Annotated in this window: 22 protein-coding genes; 14 read left to right on the top strand and 8 right to left on the bottom strand. The window is 72.8% G+C overall.

All coding sequences use genetic code 11. From position 1 onward, the window contains the following. Window positions 1–122: 122 nt before the first annotated feature. Together ASL10_RS10245 and ASL10_RS10240 are read left to right on the top strand one after the other, a co-directional pair. Entirely contained in the window at window positions 123–1,361 is a 1,239-nt protein-coding gene (locus ASL10_RS10245; RefSeq protein WP_056046834.1) for a sensor histidine kinase, read from the top strand. After that, the gene (locus tag ASL10_RS10240; protein ID WP_056046833.1) at window positions 1,358–1,960 is read left to right on the top strand and encodes a response regulator transcription factor; all 603 of its coding nucleotides are present in this window, start codon (window positions 1,358–1,360) and stop codon (window positions 1,958–1,960) included. The genes ASL10_RS10245 and ASL10_RS10240 overlap by 4 nt, the downstream gene beginning before the upstream one ends. Window positions 1,961–2,025: 65 nt before the next feature. Here ASL10_RS10240 and ASL10_RS10235 read toward each other — a convergent pair whose 3' ends face one another. The 4 genes from ASL10_RS10235 to ASL10_RS10220 form a co-directional block, all read right to left on the bottom strand. After that, a complete protein-coding gene (locus tag ASL10_RS10235; protein WP_082460347.1) occupies window positions 2,026–3,195 on the bottom strand; it encodes an acyltransferase in 1,170 nt (389 codons plus the stop codon). Between the two features lie 95 nt (window positions 3,196–3,290). Then, entirely contained in the window at window positions 3,291–4,799 is a 1,509-nt protein-coding gene (locus tag ASL10_RS10230; protein WP_056046829.1) for an MFS transporter, read from the bottom strand. 295 nt (window positions 4,800–5,094) lie between these two features. Further along, window positions 5,095–5,451 (bottom strand): PRC-barrel domain-containing protein, encoded by a 357-nt coding sequence (locus ASL10_RS10225; protein ID WP_043596802.1) that lies wholly within the window; start codon window positions 5,449–5,451, stop codon window positions 5,095–5,097. A 71-nt stretch (window positions 5,452–5,522) separates the two neighbouring features. Next, the gene (locus ASL10_RS10220; RefSeq protein ID WP_056046827.1) at window positions 5,523–6,230 is read right to left on the bottom strand and encodes an MOSC domain-containing protein; all 708 of its coding nucleotides are present in this window, start codon (window positions 6,228–6,230) and stop codon (window positions 5,523–5,525) included. 154 nt (window positions 6,231–6,384) lie between these two features. On the opposite strand from ASL10_RS10220, the gene ASL10_RS10215 reads away from it, so the two are divergent. The 9 genes from ASL10_RS10215 (at window position 6,385) to ASL10_RS10180 (ending at window position 14,540) form a co-directional block, all read left to right on the top strand. Beyond that, the gene (locus ASL10_RS10215) at window positions 6,385–7,974 is read left to right on the top strand and encodes a 3'-5' exonuclease (protein WP_056046824.1); all 1,590 of its coding nucleotides are present in this window, start codon (window positions 6,385–6,387) and stop codon (window positions 7,972–7,974) included. A 437-nt stretch (window positions 7,975–8,411) separates the two neighbouring features. After that, window positions 8,412–9,572, top strand: coding sequence for an inorganic phosphate transporter (locus ASL10_RS10210; RefSeq protein WP_056046823.1), 1,161 nt, complete (start codon window positions 8,412–8,414; stop codon window positions 9,570–9,572). Window positions 9,573–9,574: 2 nt separating this feature from the next. Further along, complete coding sequence (locus tag ASL10_RS10205; RefSeq protein ID WP_056046821.1) at window positions 9,575–9,847, top strand: hypothetical protein; 273 nt, start codon at window positions 9,575–9,577, stop codon at window positions 9,845–9,847. A 36-nt stretch (window positions 9,848–9,883) separates the two neighbouring features. Next, window positions 9,884–10,039 (top strand): hypothetical protein, encoded by a 156-nt coding sequence (locus tag ASL10_RS16010; RefSeq protein ID WP_157485374.1) that lies wholly within the window; start codon window positions 9,884–9,886, stop codon window positions 10,037–10,039. A 240-nt stretch (window positions 10,040–10,279) separates the two neighbouring features. Further along, a complete protein-coding gene (locus tag ASL10_RS10200; protein WP_056046819.1) occupies window positions 10,280–11,248 on the top strand; it encodes a hypothetical protein in 969 nt (322 codons plus the stop codon). Further along, a complete protein-coding gene (locus ASL10_RS10195; protein WP_082460459.1) occupies window positions 11,245–11,679 on the top strand; it encodes a phage holin family protein in 435 nt (144 codons plus the stop codon). Before ASL10_RS10200 ends, ASL10_RS10195 begins: the two co-directional genes overlap by 4 nt. Then, complete coding sequence (locus ASL10_RS10190; protein WP_056046817.1) at window positions 11,676–12,275, top strand: DUF3618 domain-containing protein; 600 nt, start codon at window positions 11,676–11,678, stop codon at window positions 12,273–12,275. The genes ASL10_RS10195 and ASL10_RS10190 overlap by 4 nt, the downstream gene beginning before the upstream one ends. 178 nt (window positions 12,276–12,453) lie before the next feature. Continuing rightward, window positions 12,454–13,578: an AI-2E family transporter gene (locus ASL10_RS10185; protein WP_056046815.1), complete on the top strand. Its 1,125-nt coding sequence runs from the start codon at window positions 12,454–12,456 to the stop codon at window positions 13,576–13,578. 110 nt (window positions 13,579–13,688) lie between these two features. Continuing rightward, window positions 13,689–14,540: an alpha/beta fold hydrolase gene (locus ASL10_RS10180; protein ID WP_157485373.1), complete on the top strand. Its 852-nt coding sequence runs from the start codon at window positions 13,689–13,691 to the stop codon at window positions 14,538–14,540. An 18-nt stretch (window positions 14,541–14,558) separates the two neighbouring features. Here the strand turns inward: ASL10_RS10180 and ASL10_RS10175 are convergent, their stop codons facing one another. Together ASL10_RS10175 and ASL10_RS10170 are read right to left on the bottom strand one after the other, a co-directional pair. Continuing rightward, a complete protein-coding gene (locus tag ASL10_RS10175) occupies window positions 14,559–14,783 on the bottom strand; it encodes a hypothetical protein (protein WP_056046811.1) in 225 nt (74 codons plus the stop codon). Window positions 14,784–14,844: 61 nt separating this feature from the next. Then, window positions 14,845–15,042: a hypothetical protein gene (locus tag ASL10_RS10170; RefSeq protein WP_056046809.1), complete on the bottom strand. Its 198-nt coding sequence runs from the start codon at window positions 15,040–15,042 to the stop codon at window positions 14,845–14,847. Between the two features lie 226 nt (window positions 15,043–15,268). On the opposite strand from ASL10_RS10170, the gene ASL10_RS10165 reads away from it, so the two are divergent. Continuing rightward, window positions 15,269–17,017, top strand: a complete 1,749-nt coding sequence (locus ASL10_RS10165; RefSeq protein ID WP_082460344.1) for a RecQ family ATP-dependent DNA helicase — start codon at window positions 15,269–15,271, stop codon at window positions 17,015–17,017. Here ASL10_RS10165 and ASL10_RS10160 read toward each other — a convergent pair. Together ASL10_RS10160 and ASL10_RS10155 are read right to left on the bottom strand one after the other, a co-directional pair. Then, window positions 17,004–17,717, bottom strand: a complete 714-nt coding sequence (locus tag ASL10_RS10160) for an alpha/beta fold hydrolase (RefSeq protein WP_157485371.1) — start codon at window positions 17,715–17,717, stop codon at window positions 17,004–17,006. The two genes, ASL10_RS10165 and ASL10_RS10160, sit on opposite strands and share 14 nt — an antisense overlap. A gap of 39 nt (window positions 17,718–17,756) precedes the next feature. Beyond that, the gene (locus tag ASL10_RS10155) at window positions 17,757–18,932 is read right to left on the bottom strand and encodes a LysM domain-containing protein (RefSeq protein WP_056046806.1); all 1,176 of its coding nucleotides are present in this window, start codon (window positions 18,930–18,932) and stop codon (window positions 17,757–17,759) included. A 180-nt stretch (window positions 18,933–19,112) separates the two neighbouring features. Here ASL10_RS10155 and ASL10_RS16005 point away from each other — a divergent pair, with 180 nt between their 5' ends. After that, window positions 19,113–19,289 carry a CsbD family protein gene (locus ASL10_RS16005; protein ID WP_157485369.1) on the top strand — a complete coding sequence of 59 codons (177 nt, stop codon included), beginning with the start codon at window positions 19,113–19,115 and terminating at the stop codon, window positions 19,287–19,289. A 144-nt stretch (window positions 19,290–19,433) separates the two neighbouring features. Further along, the gene (locus tag ASL10_RS16655; protein WP_255350791.1) at window positions 19,434–19,565 is read left to right on the top strand and encodes a hypothetical protein; all 132 of its coding nucleotides are present in this window, start codon (window positions 19,434–19,436) and stop codon (window positions 19,563–19,565) included. The last annotated feature ends 238 nt before the right edge of the window (window positions 19,566–19,803 follow it).

Raw genomic sequence — 19,803 nt, 5'->3', positions numbered from 1 at the left:
GATCTCGTGCCGGGCGGACGACGGGTAGTGCCGGCGTGCCACCCGTGCCGTGTGACATCGGTCATGCTCGGCCGTGACATCGGGCACCTCCGTGCGTCGGCGGCCTCCGTTAGCGTGGTCGCATGCCCCACCTCCCGCTGGCCGTGCGTCCTCGACCGGGCGGCCACCTGCCCCCGCTCGCGCGCATGCGGCGGTACGTCACGTGGTCGTTCGTGGCGCTCGCGCTCTTCACCACCCTCGTCCTGGTCGTGACGCTGGTGGCCGAGGGCACCTCCTGGTGGTTGGTGGCGGCCTCCGGCGCCGCGGGGGCTCTCGTCACGGCCCACTCGTTCTTCTGGGAACGCCGCCCACCCGTGCCGTTGGCCGTCGCCGGTCTCGTCGTCTCGTACCTCGTCTGGCTGGCGGTCCCGCTCGGCGGGCACAACGCCCTGCTGCTCTTCCCCTTCGGCCTCACCGTCGGGTACCTGGCGACGACGCCCCCGTCCGCCTCCTGGCGATGGGTCGTCGCCGCCGTGGTCGCGGCGCTCGTGCCCGTGGTGGTCGTCGAGGTCGACGCGGCCGCACCGCTCGTGGGGCTGTCGACGGTGGTCGTGATCGGCCTGCTGTCGCTCTACGGGATCTGTCGGCTGAACCGGTACGGGTTCGACCTGTACCTCGAGATCGACGCGGCCCGCGAGACCCAGTCCGAGCTCGCCGTGATGCGCGAGCGGTACCGGTTCTCGGTCGACCTGCACGACATCCAAGGGCAGGCCCTGCACGTCGGTCGCCTGCAGCTGCAGTTGGCCGACAAGACCCTGGACCGCGACCCCGCCGCCGCGCGACGGCACCTCCGCGAGGCCGAGCAGCTGATCGTGCAGACCATCGCCGAGACCCGTCGGCTGGCCTACGGCGAACGCACGCTCACGCTCGCCGGCGAACTGGCCAACTCGGCCGAATTGATCCGGGCGGCGGGCATCGAGCTCGAGGTCACGGGCGTCCCTCCCGTCGGTCACCCTGCCGACGACCTCTTCGGCCACGTCGTGCGTGAGGCCACGACGAACGTGCTGCGTCACGCCCAGGCGGAGCGGGTCTCCATCGTGCTCGGCCCCGAGTCGGTCGAGGTCGTCAACGACGGTGCCCCCGAGCCCCTGCGCGGACTCAGCGGCCTCGCCCGTCTCGGCGAGAGGTTCGCCGCGGTCGGCGGCACGGTGACCACCCGGCTCGAGAACGGCCGGTTCCGGGTCGAGGCGAGGGCGACGGCGACGGGAGCCGGCGGAGCATCCCGGCCGACGGCGACACGGGCCGGGGCGGCCCCCGCGGCATCGACCGGGGCGTCGACCGGGGCGTCGACCGCGGCGTCGACCGGCACGGGGCCCGCATGATCCGCGTGCTGCTCGCCGACGACGAGACCCTGCTGCGTCGATCGATCGCCGCCCTGCTCGACCTGAGCGACACGATCACCGTCGTCGCCCAGGCCGCCGACGGTGCCGAGGCCGTGGCCCTCGCCGCGCTTCACGAGCCCGACGTCGTGCTGCTCGACCTCGAGATGCCCGGCATGGACGGCATCGACGCGGCGATCGCGATCCTGGGTCGACGACCCGAGCAGGCGGTCGTGCTGCTGACCCGTCACGGCCGCCCCGGCGTGCTCCGTCGTGCCCTCCGTGCCGGGGTGCGAGGGTTCCTGCCGAAGTCGGTCGATCCCGACGAGCTCGAACGGGTGATCGTGCAGGTGCACGACGGCCGCCGTTACATCGACGCCGACATCTCGGCCTCGGCGATGATGGACGACTGTCCGCTGACCGAGCGCGAGCTCGACACGTTGCGACTGACGACCGACGGCTTCTCGGTGCGTGAGATCAGCGCCCGGCTGCACCTCGCGTCCGGCACGGTGCGCAACTACCTGTCGTCGGCGATGCAGAAGACCGGCAGTTCGTCGCGGCACGCCGCCGCCCGGGTCGCGCGCGAGCGCGGCTGGCTCTGACCCCGGTCCGCCCGGCGTCAGGCGCCATGCGTCAGGCGCCCGCACCCGGCGTCAGGCGCCCGGCGTCAGGCGTTCGTGAGCTCGCGGTCGCGTGAGACGGTCGAGGAGGCGCGGCGAGGCTCCCGGGGCTCGAAACGGCCCTTCAGCGCGAGGGCCGGCTTCTCCACGAAGTGGTGCGAGAGAACGGACGTGCCGATCGCCGCCGCGAGCACGAGGACGATGCCGAGCGCACCCTGCACGTACGGTTCGACCAGCGCGATGAAGACGACGTGCCAGAGGTAGAGCGGGTACGAGACGGCCCGTCCGAACCAGGCGACCGGTGCCAGGGACAGCACCCAGGCGACGGGGGACGACGCCGTGACGAGACCACCGATCAGGAGCATCGAGGCCAGGCCCACGGCGGGCAACGCGACCGCGAAGGTGAGGACGCTCTGCTGCCACCCCGCTCCGATGACGAAGAGCGACCCCACGACCCCGGCGAATCCGAGCCAGGTGGCGAGGGCTCCCCAGCGGCCGGCGAGGGCTGCCCGCACGCGGTCGGACCGCAGGACGACCGCGAGCACGCAGCCCATCAGCAGGGGGGCCACGTTGAGGACGGGGCTGAAGTAGATGTCGGGGGTCGCACCGCCCGAGGGGCGGTCGTAGAGGAACCAGGTGGCGACGGCCGAGGCGACCACGACCACCGAGAGGCCGGCGACCAGGGCCTTGCGCCTGACCGCGACGGCGAGCAGCAGCACCAGCACCGGCGGCCAGACGAGGTAGAACTGCTCTTCCATCGACAGGCTCCACATCGGCGCGAAGACGCCCTGCGAGGTGTCGAAGAACGCCCGGGCGACGTTGCCGGTGTAGGTGAGGGCGATCAGGGCGGCACCGACCGGGCCGAGGGTCGAGCCCTGGTAGTCACCCACGAGCCACCACAGCGAGACGCCCACCACGACGACGGCGAGCAGCGTCGGGTAGAGCCGCAGCAGGCGGCGGACCCAGAACCGGCCGAGCCGGATGCGTCCCGTCGACGCGTGCTCGCGCAGCAGCAACGTGGTGATCAGGTAGCCCGACAGCACGAAGAAGACGTTGACGCCCACGAAACCGCTGCCGAAGCCCGGCACGTGCAGGTGGTAGAGCACGACGAGGGCGATGGCCAGCGTGCGCAGGCCGTCGAGCGGCAGCACCCGGTCTCGACGGGTCGTCGAGACGGGGCGGACGGTCGGCTCTGTGGTCGGCAGGGCTGAGGGCATCGTTGCAGTGTGCCTCACCTTCCTTGGTGCCGCCCGAACGAGGGGGCCGGGTTCGCATCCCGGCCCCACCCGCGCGTGGCGGCGCCCGGACGGCGCTATCCGCGCTGCTGCGGGACGCGACGCGGCAGGGCGAACACGAGCACGAACGAGGCCAGGGCGAAGATCGCGCTGACGAGCATGGCGTGGGCCGCCGCGTCGGTGAAGCCGGTGGCGACGTCGGCCGGCGTGCGGCCCGAGATGGTCAGCGTGCCGAAGAGCACGCTGCCGATGATCGCGATGCCCACGGCCGACCCGATGCGCTGGATCGCCGAGATGACGGCGCTGGCCGAGCCGGCGTCCTGCCGGTCGACCGTCGCGACGATGAACTGGACGTTCGGCGCGATGAAGAAGCCGTTGCCGAGGCCGGCGAGCAGCAGAGGGACCAGCAGCATCCAGTTGGTCAGGTCGGAGGCGTCGACCGTGACGAGCACGAGCCACATCCAGGTGAGGCCGATGGTGACGAGGGCCGTGCCGAGGATCAGCACGCCGCGACCGAGCCGGGCGGCGATGCGGTTGCTCTGCGACGAGCTGATGATGCTGCCCACCGCGAACGGGATCGCCACGGCGCCCGAGGCCAACGCACTGTGGCCGAGCCCCGACTGCCAGAGTAGCGAGATCGTGAAGAAGATGCTCGTGAAGGCCGCGAAGTAGACGAGCGCGAGGACGACGCCACCGGTGAACGACGGGTGCGCGAACAGCTTCGGCGGGACGAGGGGGGTCTTGCCGCGCTTCGTGTACGCGACCTCCCACAGGCCGAACAGGGCGAGCAGCACGACGCCGGCGGCGATGGTCAGGTAGGTCCAGAGCGGCCAGCCCTCGTCCTGCCCCTGGATCAGCGGGACGAGCAGGGCGACGAAGGCGCCCGAGACCAGCACGAGGCCGATCCAGTCGAGCCCGCGGTCGGGACGGGGCACCGACTCGTCGCGCTTGGGCAGCAGGACGGCGGCGGCGACGAGGGTGATGATGCCGAACGGCAGGTTGACGTAGAAGACGAGACGCCACCCGTTCTCGTCGCCGAAGGCCTGGATGATCAGGCCGCCGATGATCGGACCGAGCGCCGACGAGACGCCGATGACGGCGCCCATGATGGCGAAGGCCTTGCCCCGCGAGCGACCGGGGAACAGCAACTGGATGAACGCCGTGACGGCCGGCACGAAGATGCCGCCGGCGAGGCCCTGCACGACGCGGAACACCACGAGCTGGGTGTCGTCCTGGGCGAGGCCACAGGCGAGCGACGCCAGCGTGAAGAGCAGGACTCCCGTGAAGTAGACCCACTTGTGGCCGATGCGGTCGCCGATGCGCCCGGCGGGGATCAACGCGAGGCCGAAGGCGAGGGCGTACCCCGAGATGATCCACGACAGGGTCGACTCCGAGGCGTCGAGAGTCGTGCGGATCGTCGGCAGGGCGACGTTGACGATCGTGGTGTCGAGCAGGGCGATGAACATGCCGAGGAGAAGGGCGACGAGGGCGTACCAGGCGTGACGCGGCACCCCGGCGGGCTGGCCGGGGCCCGCTCCGGGGGAGGACGGCGATGTGGCGCCGGTCGGGGCGGGGGCGTGGGTCATGGGGTGGCCTTTCGGGCAGCGGCACGGGCCGTGAGGCGAGGCGAAGGGGGCGTGAGGCGAGGCGAAGGGGGCGTGGGGCGAGGCGACGGGGGCGAGGCGAGGGGGGAGGGGCGGCACGAGGCCGGAGCACGTGGCGGCGGCGTCGGGGCGGGCGCACGACGCAGGAGGCGCGGGTCACCGACCCGCGCCTCCTGATTTTTGCACGTTCTGCACTCGTCCGCGCACCATCGCCGGAGCGGACGCCGAAGGGCCCCGCCGATGCGGCGGGGCCCTTCGCGGTCGGGAGCGGCGGCGGTCAGCGGCGGCCGAGGCGGCGTTCGCCGGCCGCGCCGGTCTGGTACACGAGGCCGTAGTGCTCGAACACGGCGGGCTCGCGGGCTGCCTCGAGCTCGCCGTCGGTCTCGATCGACGGGGCGTCCTTGACGAGCTTCTTCGCGAACTGCACCTTGAGGTGCTTGGGGGCGACGACGGCACCCTGCAGCGGCACGAAGACCAGGCGCGAGCGGCCGAGCAGTCCGGCGGTCACGGTGGCGAAGGCGGGCTGGTCGGCGGCGGTGTCGAAGTAGATGCTCTCGAGCGAGCCGACCTTGTCGCCGTCGGGGTCGACGACCGGCATGCCGATCCAGTCGCGGATGTTCTCGGCTTCGAACATGGGTGCCTCCTCTGGCGCGGGCCCCGTCCGGGCCCTCTCGGTCGAGGCTAGTGGAGCGTGCGTGCCGGCGCTCAGGCGGGGACGCGCCCTCGCAGGGCCTTCTCGGCGAAGCCCCGGACCTCGTCGGTGAGCCTCAGGCGGTCGGGTCCGTCGACGGCTGCGAGGAGGGCCTCGGCCCGGTCGGGCCGGAGCCCCGTGAAGGACTCGCCGATCGTCACCCCGTGCGACGGTCGTGACAGCACCGTGACGCCGTCACCCGCCTGGACGGGCCCCGCCTTCACCACCCGCAGGTAGGTGCCGGGGCGACCCTCGGCGTAGAACCGCTTGACCCACATGGCCTCGCCGAGTCGGCGGGCGAACGTGCCGCACGGGACGCGAGGCTTCGTGACCTCGAGCACGAGGGTGCCGCCCACGGCCCAGCGTTCGCCGATCACCGCGCCGGTGACGTCGATCCCGGACGTCCGCAGGTTCTCGCCGAACAGCCCCGGCACCACCTCGCGGCCGAGCAGCTCGGCGAAGTGGGCGGCGTCCTCGTCGGCGAAGGCGTACACCGCCTGGTCGATCCCGCCGTGGTGCTTGCGGTCGGCCTGCACGTCGGCACGGAGGCCGAGGGGGCGCACGTGGACGGGCCCGTCCACGGGGCGCTTGTCGATGGCGGTCACGCCGATCGTGCCCGAGTCGGGCAGCAGGGCCGACACCCGGCAGACGGCCGTGACGGACGCGGTCGGGGCCGTGACGGAGGCGGTCGCGGCGATGACGGAGGCGGGGGCGGCGGTCATGCCCCCATCGTGGCGGACGACGGGACCGACGGGAAGCACCGAGCCGCGCCTCCTGACCCCGCGTCCCCCCACCGCCCCACGACGGGTGTCACCCGATTGCGGGCTGGATGCCCATCGGGCAACCTGCCAGGCTCGCCCCGACGAAAGGGATGACATGGTTCACGGCGGCTACGCGGTCATCGACGTCGAGACGACGGGTCTCTGGCCCGGGCGACACCATCGGGTGATCGAGATCGGCATCGTGCACCTCGACGTCCACGGTGAGGTCGAGGCGTCGTTCGAGACCGTCGTCGACCCCTCGCGGGACCTCGGGCCCATCCACGTCCACGGGCTCCGCAGCGCGGACGTCCGCGGGGCACCCCGGTTCGAGCACGTCGTCGACGACCTCTGCGACCGCCTGCGCGGACGCGTCGTCGTCGCGCACAACGCCCGCTTCGAGGCGCAGTTCCTGGCCGCCGAGTTCGCGCGCCTCGGGTTGGTGTCGCCGCTCGGGACCGACGGGTCGGGCGCACTCTGCACGATGAAGCTCGCCCCCACGTACCTGCCCGGCGCCGGCCGCACGCTCGCCGACTGCTGCGCGGCCATCGACGTCGACCTCTCCGTCGCCCACGAGTCGCTCGGCGACGCGGCGGCGACCGCCCAGCTGCTGTCCGCCTACCTGCGCATGGGTGACGCCCAGTCGGCCTGGTGGCAGGACTGGGGCCGCTACGCCGCCCTGCAGCAGTGGCCGACGGCCGAGACCCCGCGGTCCACGCCGCACCCCCGGTACGCAGGAGGCGCGGGTGGCGCCGACGACGGAGGCCACGTCCCCGGCCGCGCGGCCTGGCGGGCCCGGCGCCGTGTCGCCCGGGTGCGCGACCTCGCGCCCGCCCCCTCCGCCGTCCTCTTGGCGTCCGGCGCCGTGGGGCCCACGGCTCCGGCGGCGGTGCCCCCGGCGAGCCCCGCGGGCGGCACGCACCTCGCGGGTCCCGTCGACCTCGACCTCGATCGCGACGTCTACGGCCTGTCCGTCGAGCCGGCGCCCACCGAGCCCCGCTTTCTCGAGCGGGCGACCGAGCTGCTGCCCCAGCTCGGCCTCGACCGTCGTCAGGACCAGTACGCGGCGATGCTCGACAAGGCACTGTCCGACGGCTACCTCTCGCGGGACGAGGCCGGGAACCTCGCGACCCTCGCCGTCGAGCTCGACCTCGACGACCTGTCCCGTGCGCTCGTGCACGACCGCTACTTCGCCTCACTCGTCTCGACCGTCTGGGCGCACGACGTGCTCTCGGACGACGAACGGCGGCAGGTGGACGCGGTCGCCGAGATGCTCGGCATCGCCCCGCACCGGCGCGACGCGGCTCTCGTGCCGTCGGTGCTCGAGCGCGCGCCCCGTCCGGCGGAGGACGACGAGCTCGACGAGTTCGAGGTCATCGAGGGGCTCGACGAGTCCCTCGGAGCGGCACCGGAGCCCCGGACGCCGTCCCTGGCCCGGCCCGACGTCGGGCCGCTGGCACCCGGCGCGCACGTCGCCCTGACCGGATCGCTCAGCCAGGAGAGGGACGCCCTCGTGCGGACGCTCGAGCGTGCCGGGTTGGTCGTCTGGCCGGCGGTCACGACCGAGACGTCGCTGGTCGTCGCCGCGGACGTCGCCTGCGCATCGGGCAAGGTCCGCAAGGCCCTCCGTTACGGGGTGCCCGTGGTCGACGAGACGCAGTTGCCGTTCGTGCTGGCCCGCTCACGTCGGTCACGCACGGCGGCCTGACGCCGAGGAGGCACGGGACGCCCCGTGGGGGATCGCTCCTTACAGGGCGGGATCGTCCGTGAAGTGGTCGTCGCTGTCGAGCGACGGCCATTCGGTCAGTTGCTCGGGTGCGGTCTCGGGGAGGGTGGTGCGTGCCATGGGGTCCGTCGGGTCGGGGTGCTCGGTGCCTCCGGTCGGACCACCTCCCGAGGTGCGGGAGGACGGCGACCGGGAGCTGGGGCTGCCTCCGCCCACCGTACGCGCCTCGCGGGGCTGCGCCTAGCGGAACGGCCGGTCCCGACGGTGGTGAGCACCGAGCCCTCCGGTCCATTTGCATGATGTGCAAGATTCCTTCGGCGTTCATCTTCGAGCGCGTCCACGAGGCCTAGCGTCGCACCGGGGCCATCGTGCCGCGGTCATCGGTCGGTGACCGGCGAGGGTCCCGGAGGGCGGTACCGATGGACGTGTTCGTCACCGTGGTGCTCGTGGTCGTGATCGCGCTGGTCTTCGACTTCACGAACGGCTTCCACGACACGGCCAACGCCATGGCGACCTCGGTCGCCACCGGCGCCCTCAAGCCGAAGGTCGCCGTCCTCATCTCGGCCGTCCTCAACCTGGTGGGTGCGTTCCTCTCGACCGAGGTCGCGAGCACCGTCTCGAACGGCATCATCCGCGAGGGAGACGGCGGGGTGCAGGTGACACCGGTCATGATCTTCGCCGGTCTCGTGGGAGCCGTCATCTGGAACCTCGCCACCTGGTACCTCGGGCTGCCGTCCAGCTCGTCGCACGCCCTCTTCGGCGGCCTGATCGGGGCCGCGGTCATCGGTGCCGGCGTGGGGGCCGTCGACTTCGGCGTGGTCCTGTCGAAGGTCGTGCTGCCGGCCCTGATCTCGCCCGTCGTGGCGGGCGTGGTCGCCCTCGTCGCCACCTACGTGGCCTACCGGATCACGCGGCAGGCCACCCTGCGGGGGTCCACCGCCGGCTTCCGGCACGGGCAGACGATCAGCGCCTCCCTGGTCTCGCTCGCCCACGGCACGAACGACGCCCAGAAGACGATGGGCATCATCACGTTGACCCTGATCGCCGCCGGCTACCAGGGCGCCGGCAGCGCCCCGCAGCTCTGGGTGGTCCTCGCCTGTGGCCTCGCCATCGCGCTCGGCACCTACCTCGGGGGCTGGCGCATCATGCGCACCGTGGGCAAGCGCATCACCGACGTCCAGGCCCCGCAGGGGTTCGCGGCCGAGACGAGCTCGGCCGCGACCATCCTGATCTCGTCCCACCTCGGGTTCGCCCTGTCGACGACCCAGGTGACGTCGGGGTCCATCGTCGGGGCAGGGCTGGGCAAGAAACTCGCCACGGTGCACTGGGGCGTCGTCGGCAGGATCGCGTCGGCCTGGGTGGTGACCCTGCCGGCCGCCGCGCTGGTCGGGGGGCTCTCGGCCTGGCTGGCCAGTTCGAGCACGGCGGGCCTGGTGGTGGTCGCGGTGCTCGCCCTGGGCGGTGGGCTCGCCTTCGCCCTCCTCGCCCGACGGCACCCGGTGACCCACGAGACCGTCAACGACAGCGACGAGGCCCCGGCCGCCGAACGGGTCGGCGCGAGCCGCGGACGAGGGGAGTGACCATGTTCTTGGGAGTCGACTGGGGCGCCTTCGTCGTGGTCTTCGCGACCGCGCTCGCCGCCACCGCCGTCATCGTGACCACGTTCGCGACGGGGGTCCGTCTGTTCGCGGACGGTGCCGTCGAGTCCGACGGCGGGGCCGGTGCCGCCGTCCCGAGCGGGGGACCGTCGCAGTCGAGACCGCTGGGCGCCACGGTCGCCGGCGGGCTGTGCTTCGCCGTGGGGATCGCTGCCGTGCTCGTCGGACTGTGGCTGATCGTCCCCCAGTTCCACTGACGGCCCGGTCGGCGGGCCGGCGAGTATCGTGCGGGCATGACCAACGACAACGGCATCCCCGACGGTTCGACCGACATGACCGAAGACGACAAGAAGTACACCGAAGACCTGGCCGACGGGTCGAAGCAGGGCCTCGTCGACGACTCCGAGCAGAGCGACGACAGCGAGGTCTCGGACGGCAAGGACAGCTAGTCGCCCGGGCTCCGGCCCCGGCAGGTCACGACATGCCGCTCACGTGCGAACGTGGGCGGCATGTCGCGTTTCCCCGACACGATCCGTCCCGACCACGACCCTTCCGGCCGGCCCGTGTCAACCCCCCGTCGCGTTTTCACCATGTGCGGTCACCGCCCCCCGGGAGAGGGACAGAGTGACAGGTCCTACCCCGATCACGACCGTCACCCGGACGGTCGCCGACGATCCGAGAGGCACGACATGAGCGACGACGAACGCTACGACGGAGACCCGTCCACCCCGGTCTACGACACCACCTCCGAGGGGCAGCCGCTTCGCGGCGCCGCCTCCGGACACGACCACCTGCGCCGCGACGACGCCGTGACCGACCTGGGCGACCAGGTCGGCGCGTACGCCGACATCACCGACCCCGACGCGACGGCGAGCGACTTCAGCGCGACCGCGGCCCCGGTCGTCGAGGAGCACCTCGGGCACGACCACACCGGCACCGACGCCGATTCCGGCACCGGCACCGGCGCCGCCGACACCGCGAAGGCCAAGGCCGGTGCCGCGAAGGACGAGGCGGCCGGCGTCGCGGACGACGCGAAGTCCGCGGCCTCCGACGTCGCCGGCAGTGTCAAGGAGCAGGTCTCCAAGGTCGCTTCCGAGGCCGGCGGCCAGGCCAAGCAGCTCTTCGGCCAGGCGACGGGCGAGCTCAAGGAGCAGGCCGGCGCCCAGCAGGAGAAGGCCGCGGCCGGCCTCCGCCAGGTCGGCGACCAGCTCGGCTCGATGGCCGACTCCGCCGACAGCGGCATCGCGGGCGAGCTGGTCCGCAACCTGTCCGGTCGCGCCCACGGCGTCGCCGGTTGGCTCGAGGGTCGCGACCCGGGCAGCCTGCTGGACGACGTGAAGTCGTACGCGGCGCGCAAGCCCGGCACGTTCATCGCCATCGCGGCGGTCTCCGGCCTGCTCGCCGGACGCGTCGTCAAGTCGCTGACGGCGGAGGCCGGGGACGAGCACGCCGCCACGACCGGAGACGCCGGAGGTGCGGCGAGCCGGCCCGCGCCTCCTGCGTCCGCCACCGCGCCGAGCCGTCTCGTCGGTGACGTCGGCCCCGTGGCCGGTGAGTACGACGTCGTCACCGAGGGCGACGTCCCCGGCGTCGGCACGTCGACGCCCGACTCCAGCGTGCCCACGACGTGGCCCGGCACCTCGGGGACGCGCGCGTGAGCGACCCGTTCCGCGAGCCCGTGGCGACGCCTCCCGCCCCGGAGGACAAGGCCGCGACCACGTCGCTCGGCGACCTGCTCTCCGGCGTGACCGGTGACATCTCGACCCTCTTCCGTCAAGAGGTCGAGCTGGCCAAGGCCGAGCTCACCGAGTCGGCCAAGAAAGCCGGCAAGGGTGCGGGCATGTTCGGCGGAGCGGGTCTCACCGCCCTCTTCGCCCTGCTGTTCGTCTCGCTGGCCGCCATGTGGGGCCTCGGCGTGCTGATCGGCCTCGGCTGGTCGTCGCTGATCATCGCGGTCGTCTACGCGATCGTCGCCCTCGTGCTGTTCCTGCGCGGGAGGAAAGAACTGAAGAGCATCAAGGGGGCACCGAAGACGGTCGACTCCCTCAAGAAGATCCCCGAGACCGTCACGCCTGGAGGCACCGCATGAGCACCACCGACCAGAACGGCAGCAGCCGCACGCCCGACGAGATCCGCGCCGAGATCGAGCGCACGCGCGCCGGACTCGGCAACGACGTCGACGCGCTCGCCGACAAGGTGAACCCGTCGAGCATCGCGCATCGTCAGACCGAGAAGGTGAAGAGCCGCTTCTCGGGCGTCAAGGAGTCGGTCATGGGTGCGGCGCACGATGCGGCCTCGTCGACCTCGGGTGCCGGTCACGACGCCGCGGGCAGCGTCTCGGACGCCTCGTCGGCGGCCGTGCGCAAGGCGAAGGGCAACCCGCTCGCCGTCGGCCTCATCGCCTTCGGAGCCGGCTGGCTCGTGTCGTCGCTGATCCCCGCCTCGGACAAGGAGAAGGAGCTCGTCTCCGACGCCAAGGACGCAGCGGGCCCGGCACTCGACTCGGTGAAGGGTGCGGCGCAGGACGTGGCGTCGAACCTGAAGGAGCCCGCCCAGGAGGCGTTCGCCTCGGTCAAGGGCACGGCGCAGGACGCCGCCTCGACCGTGAAGGACGACGCCTCGAGCGCCGCGGGCGACGTGAAGGACAGCGCCCAGCAGTCGAAGGAGAACGTGCAGGGGGCCTGACCCCTCGGGCCCGCGTCCCGACGGACGCAGACAGGCCCGTCCCGACGAGAGTCGGGGCGGGCCTTCGCACGTGACCGGGCGGAGGAGCTCCCTGCCGATGGAGTGATCGTGCGACTCGGACCCCGGCCGACCGGGGTCGGCGTGGCCTCGATCGGCTCGAGCAGGTCAGGATGGTCGGATGCCCTCGTCACCCCGCGCCCGTCTCGTGCGTCGATCGGCCGGTACGGCCACGCAGACCGCCACACCCCCCAGCCCGATGCAGCGCCCCGGCGCCTTCCGGTTCGGCCTCATCGCGACCCTCGGCGGAGGGCTCGGCGTCGGCATCATCGTCGCCCTCATGGCCCTGTCGACGATCCTCGTCTACATCGGCCTCGCGTTCTTCCTCGCGCTCGCCTTCGAACCGGTCGTCCGACGCCTCGCGCGCGCCGGCGCCCCGCGCTGGGTCGGCGTCGTCGTCGCCGTCGTGCTGGTCGTCGGGGTCGTCGTGGGCATCGTCGCGGCCGTCGTGCCCGCGCTGATCGAGCAGATCGGGCACGTCGTGCAGACGGCCCCCGCCGCCCTGCAGGAGCTCTCGCGCCAGCCCTGGGTGCAGCAGGCCGTCGAGACCGTCGGGTTCGACGTCGACGTCGACGACGCGGTCGGCGCCGTCACCTCGTACCTGCTCGACCCCGACCAGTTGCTCGCCCTCGGCGGAGGCCTGCTCGCCGTCGGCCAGGGGATCACCAACGCCATCACCGCGGTGATCGTGGTCGCGATCCTCACCCTCTACTTCGCGATCACCCTCCCGCAGATGCTGCGCTCGCTCAGTCGCGCCGTGCCCCGCAGCCACCGCGAGAACGTCATGAGCATCTCGGACGAGATCTTCCTGTCGGTCGGCCGCTACGTCGCCGGGCAGGTGGCGCTCGCCGCCGTCAACGCCGTGTTCGTCTTCATCGTGCTGACGATCGCCGGCGGACCGGTGCCGGTGCTCTTCGCCACCCTCGCGTTCCTGGGCGCACTGATCCCCGTGGTCGGCACGGTCGTGGCCTATGCGATCATCATCGCCGCCACGATCACCGTCTCGCCGGTCACCGCGATCGTCGTCGGCATCGTGCTGCTCGTCTACGCCCAGGTCGAGGCCTACGTGCTGACCCCACGGGTGATGTCCAAGGCCGTGGCGGTGCCCGGCGCCCTCGTCATCGTGGCGGCCTTCGGGGGAGGGGCGCTCGGCGGCATCCTCGGTGCCCTCGTGGCGATCCCGATCGCGACGGCCGGAGTGGTCGTCTTCGAGCGGGTCGTCGTGCCGCGCCAGCAGCGGGTCTAGACGGTCCGGGTCCAGACCGTCGGGTCGTCCGGGCCGTCGGGCCGTCAGGTCGTCCGAGCGGCGGCACGCGGGTCTGGGCAAGGGCACGGCGGAGCGCTACCGTGGCCGACATGAGCGGCGAACGCGTGGACGTGACCCTGTCGGACGGTGCCGCCCTGGCGGCCACCCGGTGGCGGGGCGACGGCCCGACCGTGGTGCTGTTGCACGCCGGCGTCGCCGACCGCCGGAGCTGGACGGGCGTCGCCGACGAACTCGCGGCCGACGGGCTCGACCTGGTGGCCCACGACCGCCGGGGGTTCGGCGAGAGCCCGGCCTCCGCGGCCGACGGCGGCGCCACGCACCTGGCCGACCTCGTGGAGCTGCTCGACCGGCTGGGCGTCGGGCGGGCGTTCGTCGTCGGCAACTCGATGGGTGGTGCGCTCGCCCTCGACCTGGCCGTGACCGCACCCGAGCGCGTGGCGGGCGTGCTGCTGATCGGTGCCGCGGTCAGCGGCATGACCGACGACGACACCCCGTTCGACTGGACCCCCGACCCGGCGTCGGGCCCGCTGATGGAGGCCCTCGACGAGGCGTCCGGCAGCGGCGACGTCGAGGCGCAGGTCCGTCTGCTGGCCCACCTGTGGCTCGACGGCCCTGCGGCACGGAGCGGCCGAGTCACGGGTGCCCCCCGCGAACTCTTCGAGCGGATGAACGCCCGCATCCTCGAGGTCGCCGCACCGGACGGGGCCGGAGACGCCGGGCTCGACACGTGGAGCCGCCTCGGCGAGGTCGCGACGCCGGTCCTGGCGACCTGGGGCGCGCTCGACATCCCCGCCGACGAGCCGTTCTACGCGGAGACGGCTCGACGTCTCGGGCAGGGACCGGGTCGGGTGCTGCCCGACGTCGCCCATCTGCCGGGACTCGAACGGCCCGGGCTGGTGGCCGACCTCGTCCGCGAGGTCGTCGCGGGCGTCGGGAACTGAACCCGCGCCTCCTGGTCGTCAGATCACGGGACCCCCGGGTGCCGGCGGGCCGGCCGGGTCGTCGTCACCGGCGAGCAGCAGGTCGATGCGGAGTTCTCGTTCTCGCGTGTAGGCCGTCAGTGCCCGGATCACCCAGAGCATGGTCCTGATCAGGAGCACGGCCAGCGTGACGGCCAAGGCGAACACCACCACGAAGAAGACGGGGTAGAGGACACCGACGAGGGAGAAGCCGTTGGAGTACATCCCTCGACGCTAGGTCACGACCGGGGCCGGAGGGCTCCACCTCGCGGTGGAGCCCCGGGACTCACTCCTCGACGTCTGCTGGGCTCTCGTCGGCCTGCGCGGTCTCGTCCATGCGGTCGCGGAGGTGGTCGGCCATCGAGGCCGCGCCCTCGTCGCCGTGGTCGGCCTCGACCTGTTCGATCAGGCCGCTCAGCTTCTCGTGGTCGGTCGCCTCGGTGGCCCCGTCCATGACGGGTTCGGTCTGCTTCTCGTCGCTCATGCACCGGACGCTACGCCCACGGGGTCCGCGACGGCTGGACCCGCGCCTCCGCCCGTGGCGGGCGGCGCGGGGCCGGTGCGCGGGAGGCGCGGCGGGCCCACCGAGGGGTAGCATGCGCGACCCGCGGCGGGTGGGGTACGCAGGGCCGGGCATCGCCTGGCAGCCCTGCGCGTGTCGCCCCGCACGTGCCTGGGATGGACCTCTGCCCCACCGGAACGAGGACCACATGAGCACGACGACGCGCCCCGCACACACCCGCACGAGCACCGGCCGCACGAGCACCGCCCGCACGAGCACCCCCCGCACGAGCACCCCCCGCACCGACGACATCACCCGTGCCGCCGCCGACCTCTTCGGTTGGACCGACCTGCACCCCGCCCAGCTCGAGGCCCTGGAGGCGGTGGTCGCCGGCCGGGACACCCTCGCGGTCATGCCCACGGGATTCGGCAAATCGGCGATCTACCAGGTGGCCGGCGCCGTGCTCGACGGGCCCACGGTCGTCGTCTCGCCGTTGATCGCCTTGCAGGCGGACCAGGTCGCGGGACTCGTCGGACGCCCCGACGCCCCGCCCGCCGTCGCGATCAACTCGGGCCACACCGACGCCGAGAACGACGAGGGCTGGGAGCGCCTCGCCGCCGGAGAGGTCACCTACGTCTTCCTCGCCCCCGAGCAGCTCGCCCGCGACGAGACCGTCGACCGCCTGAGCGACGCCGGGGTCGCCCTCTTCGTCGTCGATGAGGCGCACTGCGTGTCGTCGTGGGGGCACGACTTCCGGCCCGACTACCTGCACCTCGGCGAGGTCGTCGAGCGTCTCGGGGGACCCACCGTGCTGGCCCTCACGGCGACCGGGTCGGGCCCGGTGCGGGACGAGATCGTCGAACGCCTCCGCCTCGACGACCCGCTCGTGCTGAGCCACGGCTTCGACCGGCCCACCCTCTCCCTCGAGGTTGTGCGGCATGAGGACGACGACGAGAAGGCCCGCGCCGTGGTCGAGCAGGTGGCCGCCTCGACGACGCCGGGCATCGTCTACGTCGCCACCCGCAAGGCGACCGAGCACTACGCCGCCGCGATCGCCGAGCGCTGCCCCGACCGCACCGTCGTCGGCTACCACGGCGGCCAGCGCTCGGCCGAGCGGGGCGAACTGCACGAGCGGTTCCACGCGGGCGAGGTCGATGTGGTCGTGGCGACGAGTGCGTTCGGCATGGGCATCGACAAGCCCGACGTCCGGTTCGTCGTGCACGCCGACGTGCCCGACTCGCTCGACTCGTATTACCAGGAGATCGGCCGGGCCGGGCGCGACGGCGACCCCGCCACCGCGACGCTTCACTACCGCCCCGAAGACCTCTCGCTTCGCTCGTTCTTCGCCTCCGGCCTCCCCGGGCGAGCAGACCTTCGGGGGGTCTTCACCGCGCTCTCGGCGGCGGGTCGGCCCGTCCGGCGATCGGAGGTGTCGGACCAGCTGGCCCTCGGCGCGCGCACGGTCTCGCGCCTCATCGACCTGCTGCTCGAGGGCGGTGCCCTGTCCGAGTCGACCAAGGGGTTCGAGCCGGTGGACGGCTTCGACGCCCGCAGTGCCGCCGAGGCGGCGCGCGGGGTCGCCGAGACCCGCGACCGGGTCGAGCGCTCGCGCATCGAGATGATGCGCACCTTCGCCGAGGCGCCCGGCTGCCGTCGGCACTTCCTGCTCGGCTACTTCGGCGAGGACTCGCCCGAGCGGTGCGGCAACTGCGACGGCTGCCGGGCCGCCGAGAGGGCAGGCGACCCCCGGGAGGCGCGCGGAGGCGAGCAGGACGACGTCACCGACACCGCGCCTCCTGCGTTCGCGCCCGACGCCCGCGTCGTGCACGCGACCTGGGGCGAGGGCACCGTGATGAGCACGGACGCCGACCGCATGACGGTGTTCTTCGAGAGCGAGGGCTACAAGGTGCTGGCCGTCGCCGACGTGCTCGCGCACGACCTGCTCACGCCGGCCTGACCGGCTCGACCGGCTCGACGGGCTCGCCGGCGGCGGCGAGGACGGTGGCGATCGTCCGGGGGTGGGCCAGCACCCGGAAGTGCCCGCCCGCGTGGAGGCGCACGTTGACGGCGCCGGGCAGTTCGCTGCCCTCGGGGATGTGGGGGTCGAACTCGCCGAAGACCGAGGTGATGCGGCCGTTGACCGACTCGTCCCGTGCGAGCCGCATCGTCGTCGCGTCGCGGGGGGAGAAGGCCCGGAGGGCGGGCAGCACCAGCCAGGTGGCGTAGCGCGACCCCGAGAACGGCGAGCAGACGGCGACCATCGACCGCACGCGGCGGGTCTCGTCGAGCAGCGCCATGACGTACTTGCCGATCAGGCCGCCCTTGCTGTGGGCGACGATCACGACGTCGGTGAGTCCGTGTGCGAGCAGGTGGGCGGCGACGTCGCGGGCGGTGGCCTCGACCGGACGGCTGTTCCATCGCAGGTCGTCGAGCACGTGCACGGGGTGGCCCTCGGCGTGCAGGCGTTCGATCATCGGTCGGAGGAAGGCCCAGGTCTCCCACACGCCGGGGACGACGAGCACGGGCCGACCGGTGCCGCCGAGGTAGCGCTCCGGGTCGCGCGGACTCGTGACGGCCCTCACCTGCCAGACGGCGGCGTAGGCGTAGTCCTGCACCCACCACACGGCGTGACGGACGAGCACGGGGAGGCGGGGCACCACCCCGACCCTAGGCGTCGTCGTGCGGGACGTCCCGGCTCAGACGCTGTCGGGGTCGAGGACGAGCGTCGTGCCCGCGAACAGGTGCTGCGCGTCGTCGATGACCTGGAGGCCCTGGTTCATGTAGAGGAGCGCCGAGACCGAGATGCCGAAGCGCCGGGCGACGGCGTCGATGAGGTCGTCGGGCGCGACGGTGTACCGCTTGGGCGAACCGGACGCCGTGGTCGCCTCGAGCGCTCCCGTGGCGAAGGCCACCGCACCCGAGTCGACCGGGGCGATGTTCGTCCCACGCGGCGGCACCGACCAGGCGACCGGGGCGACGGCGAGCACCTTCCCGGCCGAGATCTCGACGGGGACGTCCGGGGAGGTGCTGGTCGAGTGGACGACGAGGGTCGAGAGGTACGACGGCTGGGTGACGGCTCCGAAGCTCCAGGACGCCGATGCCGGGGTCGCGGTGGGCCCCCCGATCTCGGAACCCCCGTCGCCTCCGAAGGTGATGCCGTCGCCGACGGACGGAGCGACCTGGTAGAACGACACCCCCACCGGCACGGGCAGGCTCGAGGTGAAGTCGGTCACGTCGGTCGTGTAGGTGCCGTCGCCGGTGGCGACCACCCGGTAGTGGAAGTGGATGCTGCCCTTGGGGGACGCCACGTCGGACTCGGCGACGACCGTGCCCGCGGGCACCGGGGTGATGAACGGCGCCGGCACTGCAGCGTCCTCGGGCGGCGGGGTGGCCGCCCGGGGCGAGGGCGTGGCGGGGGCGGTCGGCATCGGCGACGGGGAGGCACTCGGGGTGGGTGTCGAGGTGCGGGCGATCGTGGTCGGGCTCGCGGACCCGGTCGGTGCCCCGGCCGCGAGCGGGGCGGAGCCGTTCGTGGACAGGACCGCGCTCACGACCACGGCGACGAGGGCCGCGGCGGCGACGACGCCGCCGATGACGGCGAGGCGGCGACGGCGGGACCGGGGGGCGGGTTCGCCGTCCTCGTCGTCGTCGGTCGCGCCGACCGGGTCGGCCGAGGCAGCGCTGGCCGTGCCGACGGTGGTGGCCGAACCCGCGGTGCCGGGGTGCGACCAGGCGACGAGTCGGGGTCCGGCAGCGTCCGACGCGTCGACCGTGACGGCGTCGTCGTCGGTGTCGGACGCGGGGGGCGCGAAGGGTTCGTGACCGGGCGTGACTCCCTCGTCGTCGCCCGCCCCCGGTGTGTGTCGTGCCATGGTGCCCCCCTCGGCGACGATCCTAGGCGACGGCGTGGACCGGGTCGAGACCGATCGGTCGGGTCCCGGTCCGGGTACGAACCTGGAACAGCCTGTGAACCCCGACGGCCCGCGGACACCCGGCCTACCGTCACGGGTGTACCGGGTCAGTCCGGTCGACCGACAACCAGGAGGTACGTCATGTCCGTTGGTGACAAGGCAAAAGATTTCGTCCAGAAGGCCGCCGGCAAGGCCGAAGAGGCCGTCGGCAAGCGCACGGACGACGAAGAGCTCACGAAGCAGGGTCACAAGGACCAGCACATGAGCGACGAGCGTCTCGAGACCGAGAAGGCCAAGGACGACCTCGGCAAGAACTGATCGTCCCACCGACCCCGGTCGGCACCACGAAGGGCCCGGCATCCGCGGATGTCGGGCCCTTCGTCGTCCCGGCGAGGACCGGGGAACGAGCGGGTAAAGGTGCAGGGTGTGCAAGAACCTGGCCGAGCGTGCTTCGGTGGAGACATGAAGCGTCCGTTCGGTTCCCTCGTCCCCGCCGCGGTCGTCGTGGCGTCCTTCGCCGTCGTGCTCTCGGGCTGGGCGTGTGCGAACGCCCGAGTGCAGCAGATGAGGGTGAGCGCTCTGGCCACCTTTTGACGGCACGCGGGTCCGGCGGCACGCGGGCTCGGCGGCACGCGGGTCCGGCCGGCATCGCGGCCGGGCGGATGGGGATCGTCCTTTCGCGGCCGACGGTCCGACGGCCCGACGTCCACGGACGTCTCGACGGGCGTGCCGGGGCCGGGGCCTGGGTCGTTGGCGGTGTCTATGTCGGTGTCGGCAATTCCTGGCTGGTGCTGCGATGGGGTGCGAGGATCGGCGCGGGACGGGTGCGGGC

It is taken from the genome of Frigoribacterium sp. Leaf8 (assembly GCF_001421165.1).
In the GTDB taxonomy this organism is placed as follows: Bacteria; Actinomycetota; Actinomycetes; order Actinomycetales; family Microbacteriaceae; genus Frigoribacterium.
The sequence above is the reverse complement of the archived record's forward strand: the minus strand, read 5'-3'. Positions and strand labels throughout refer to the sequence as shown.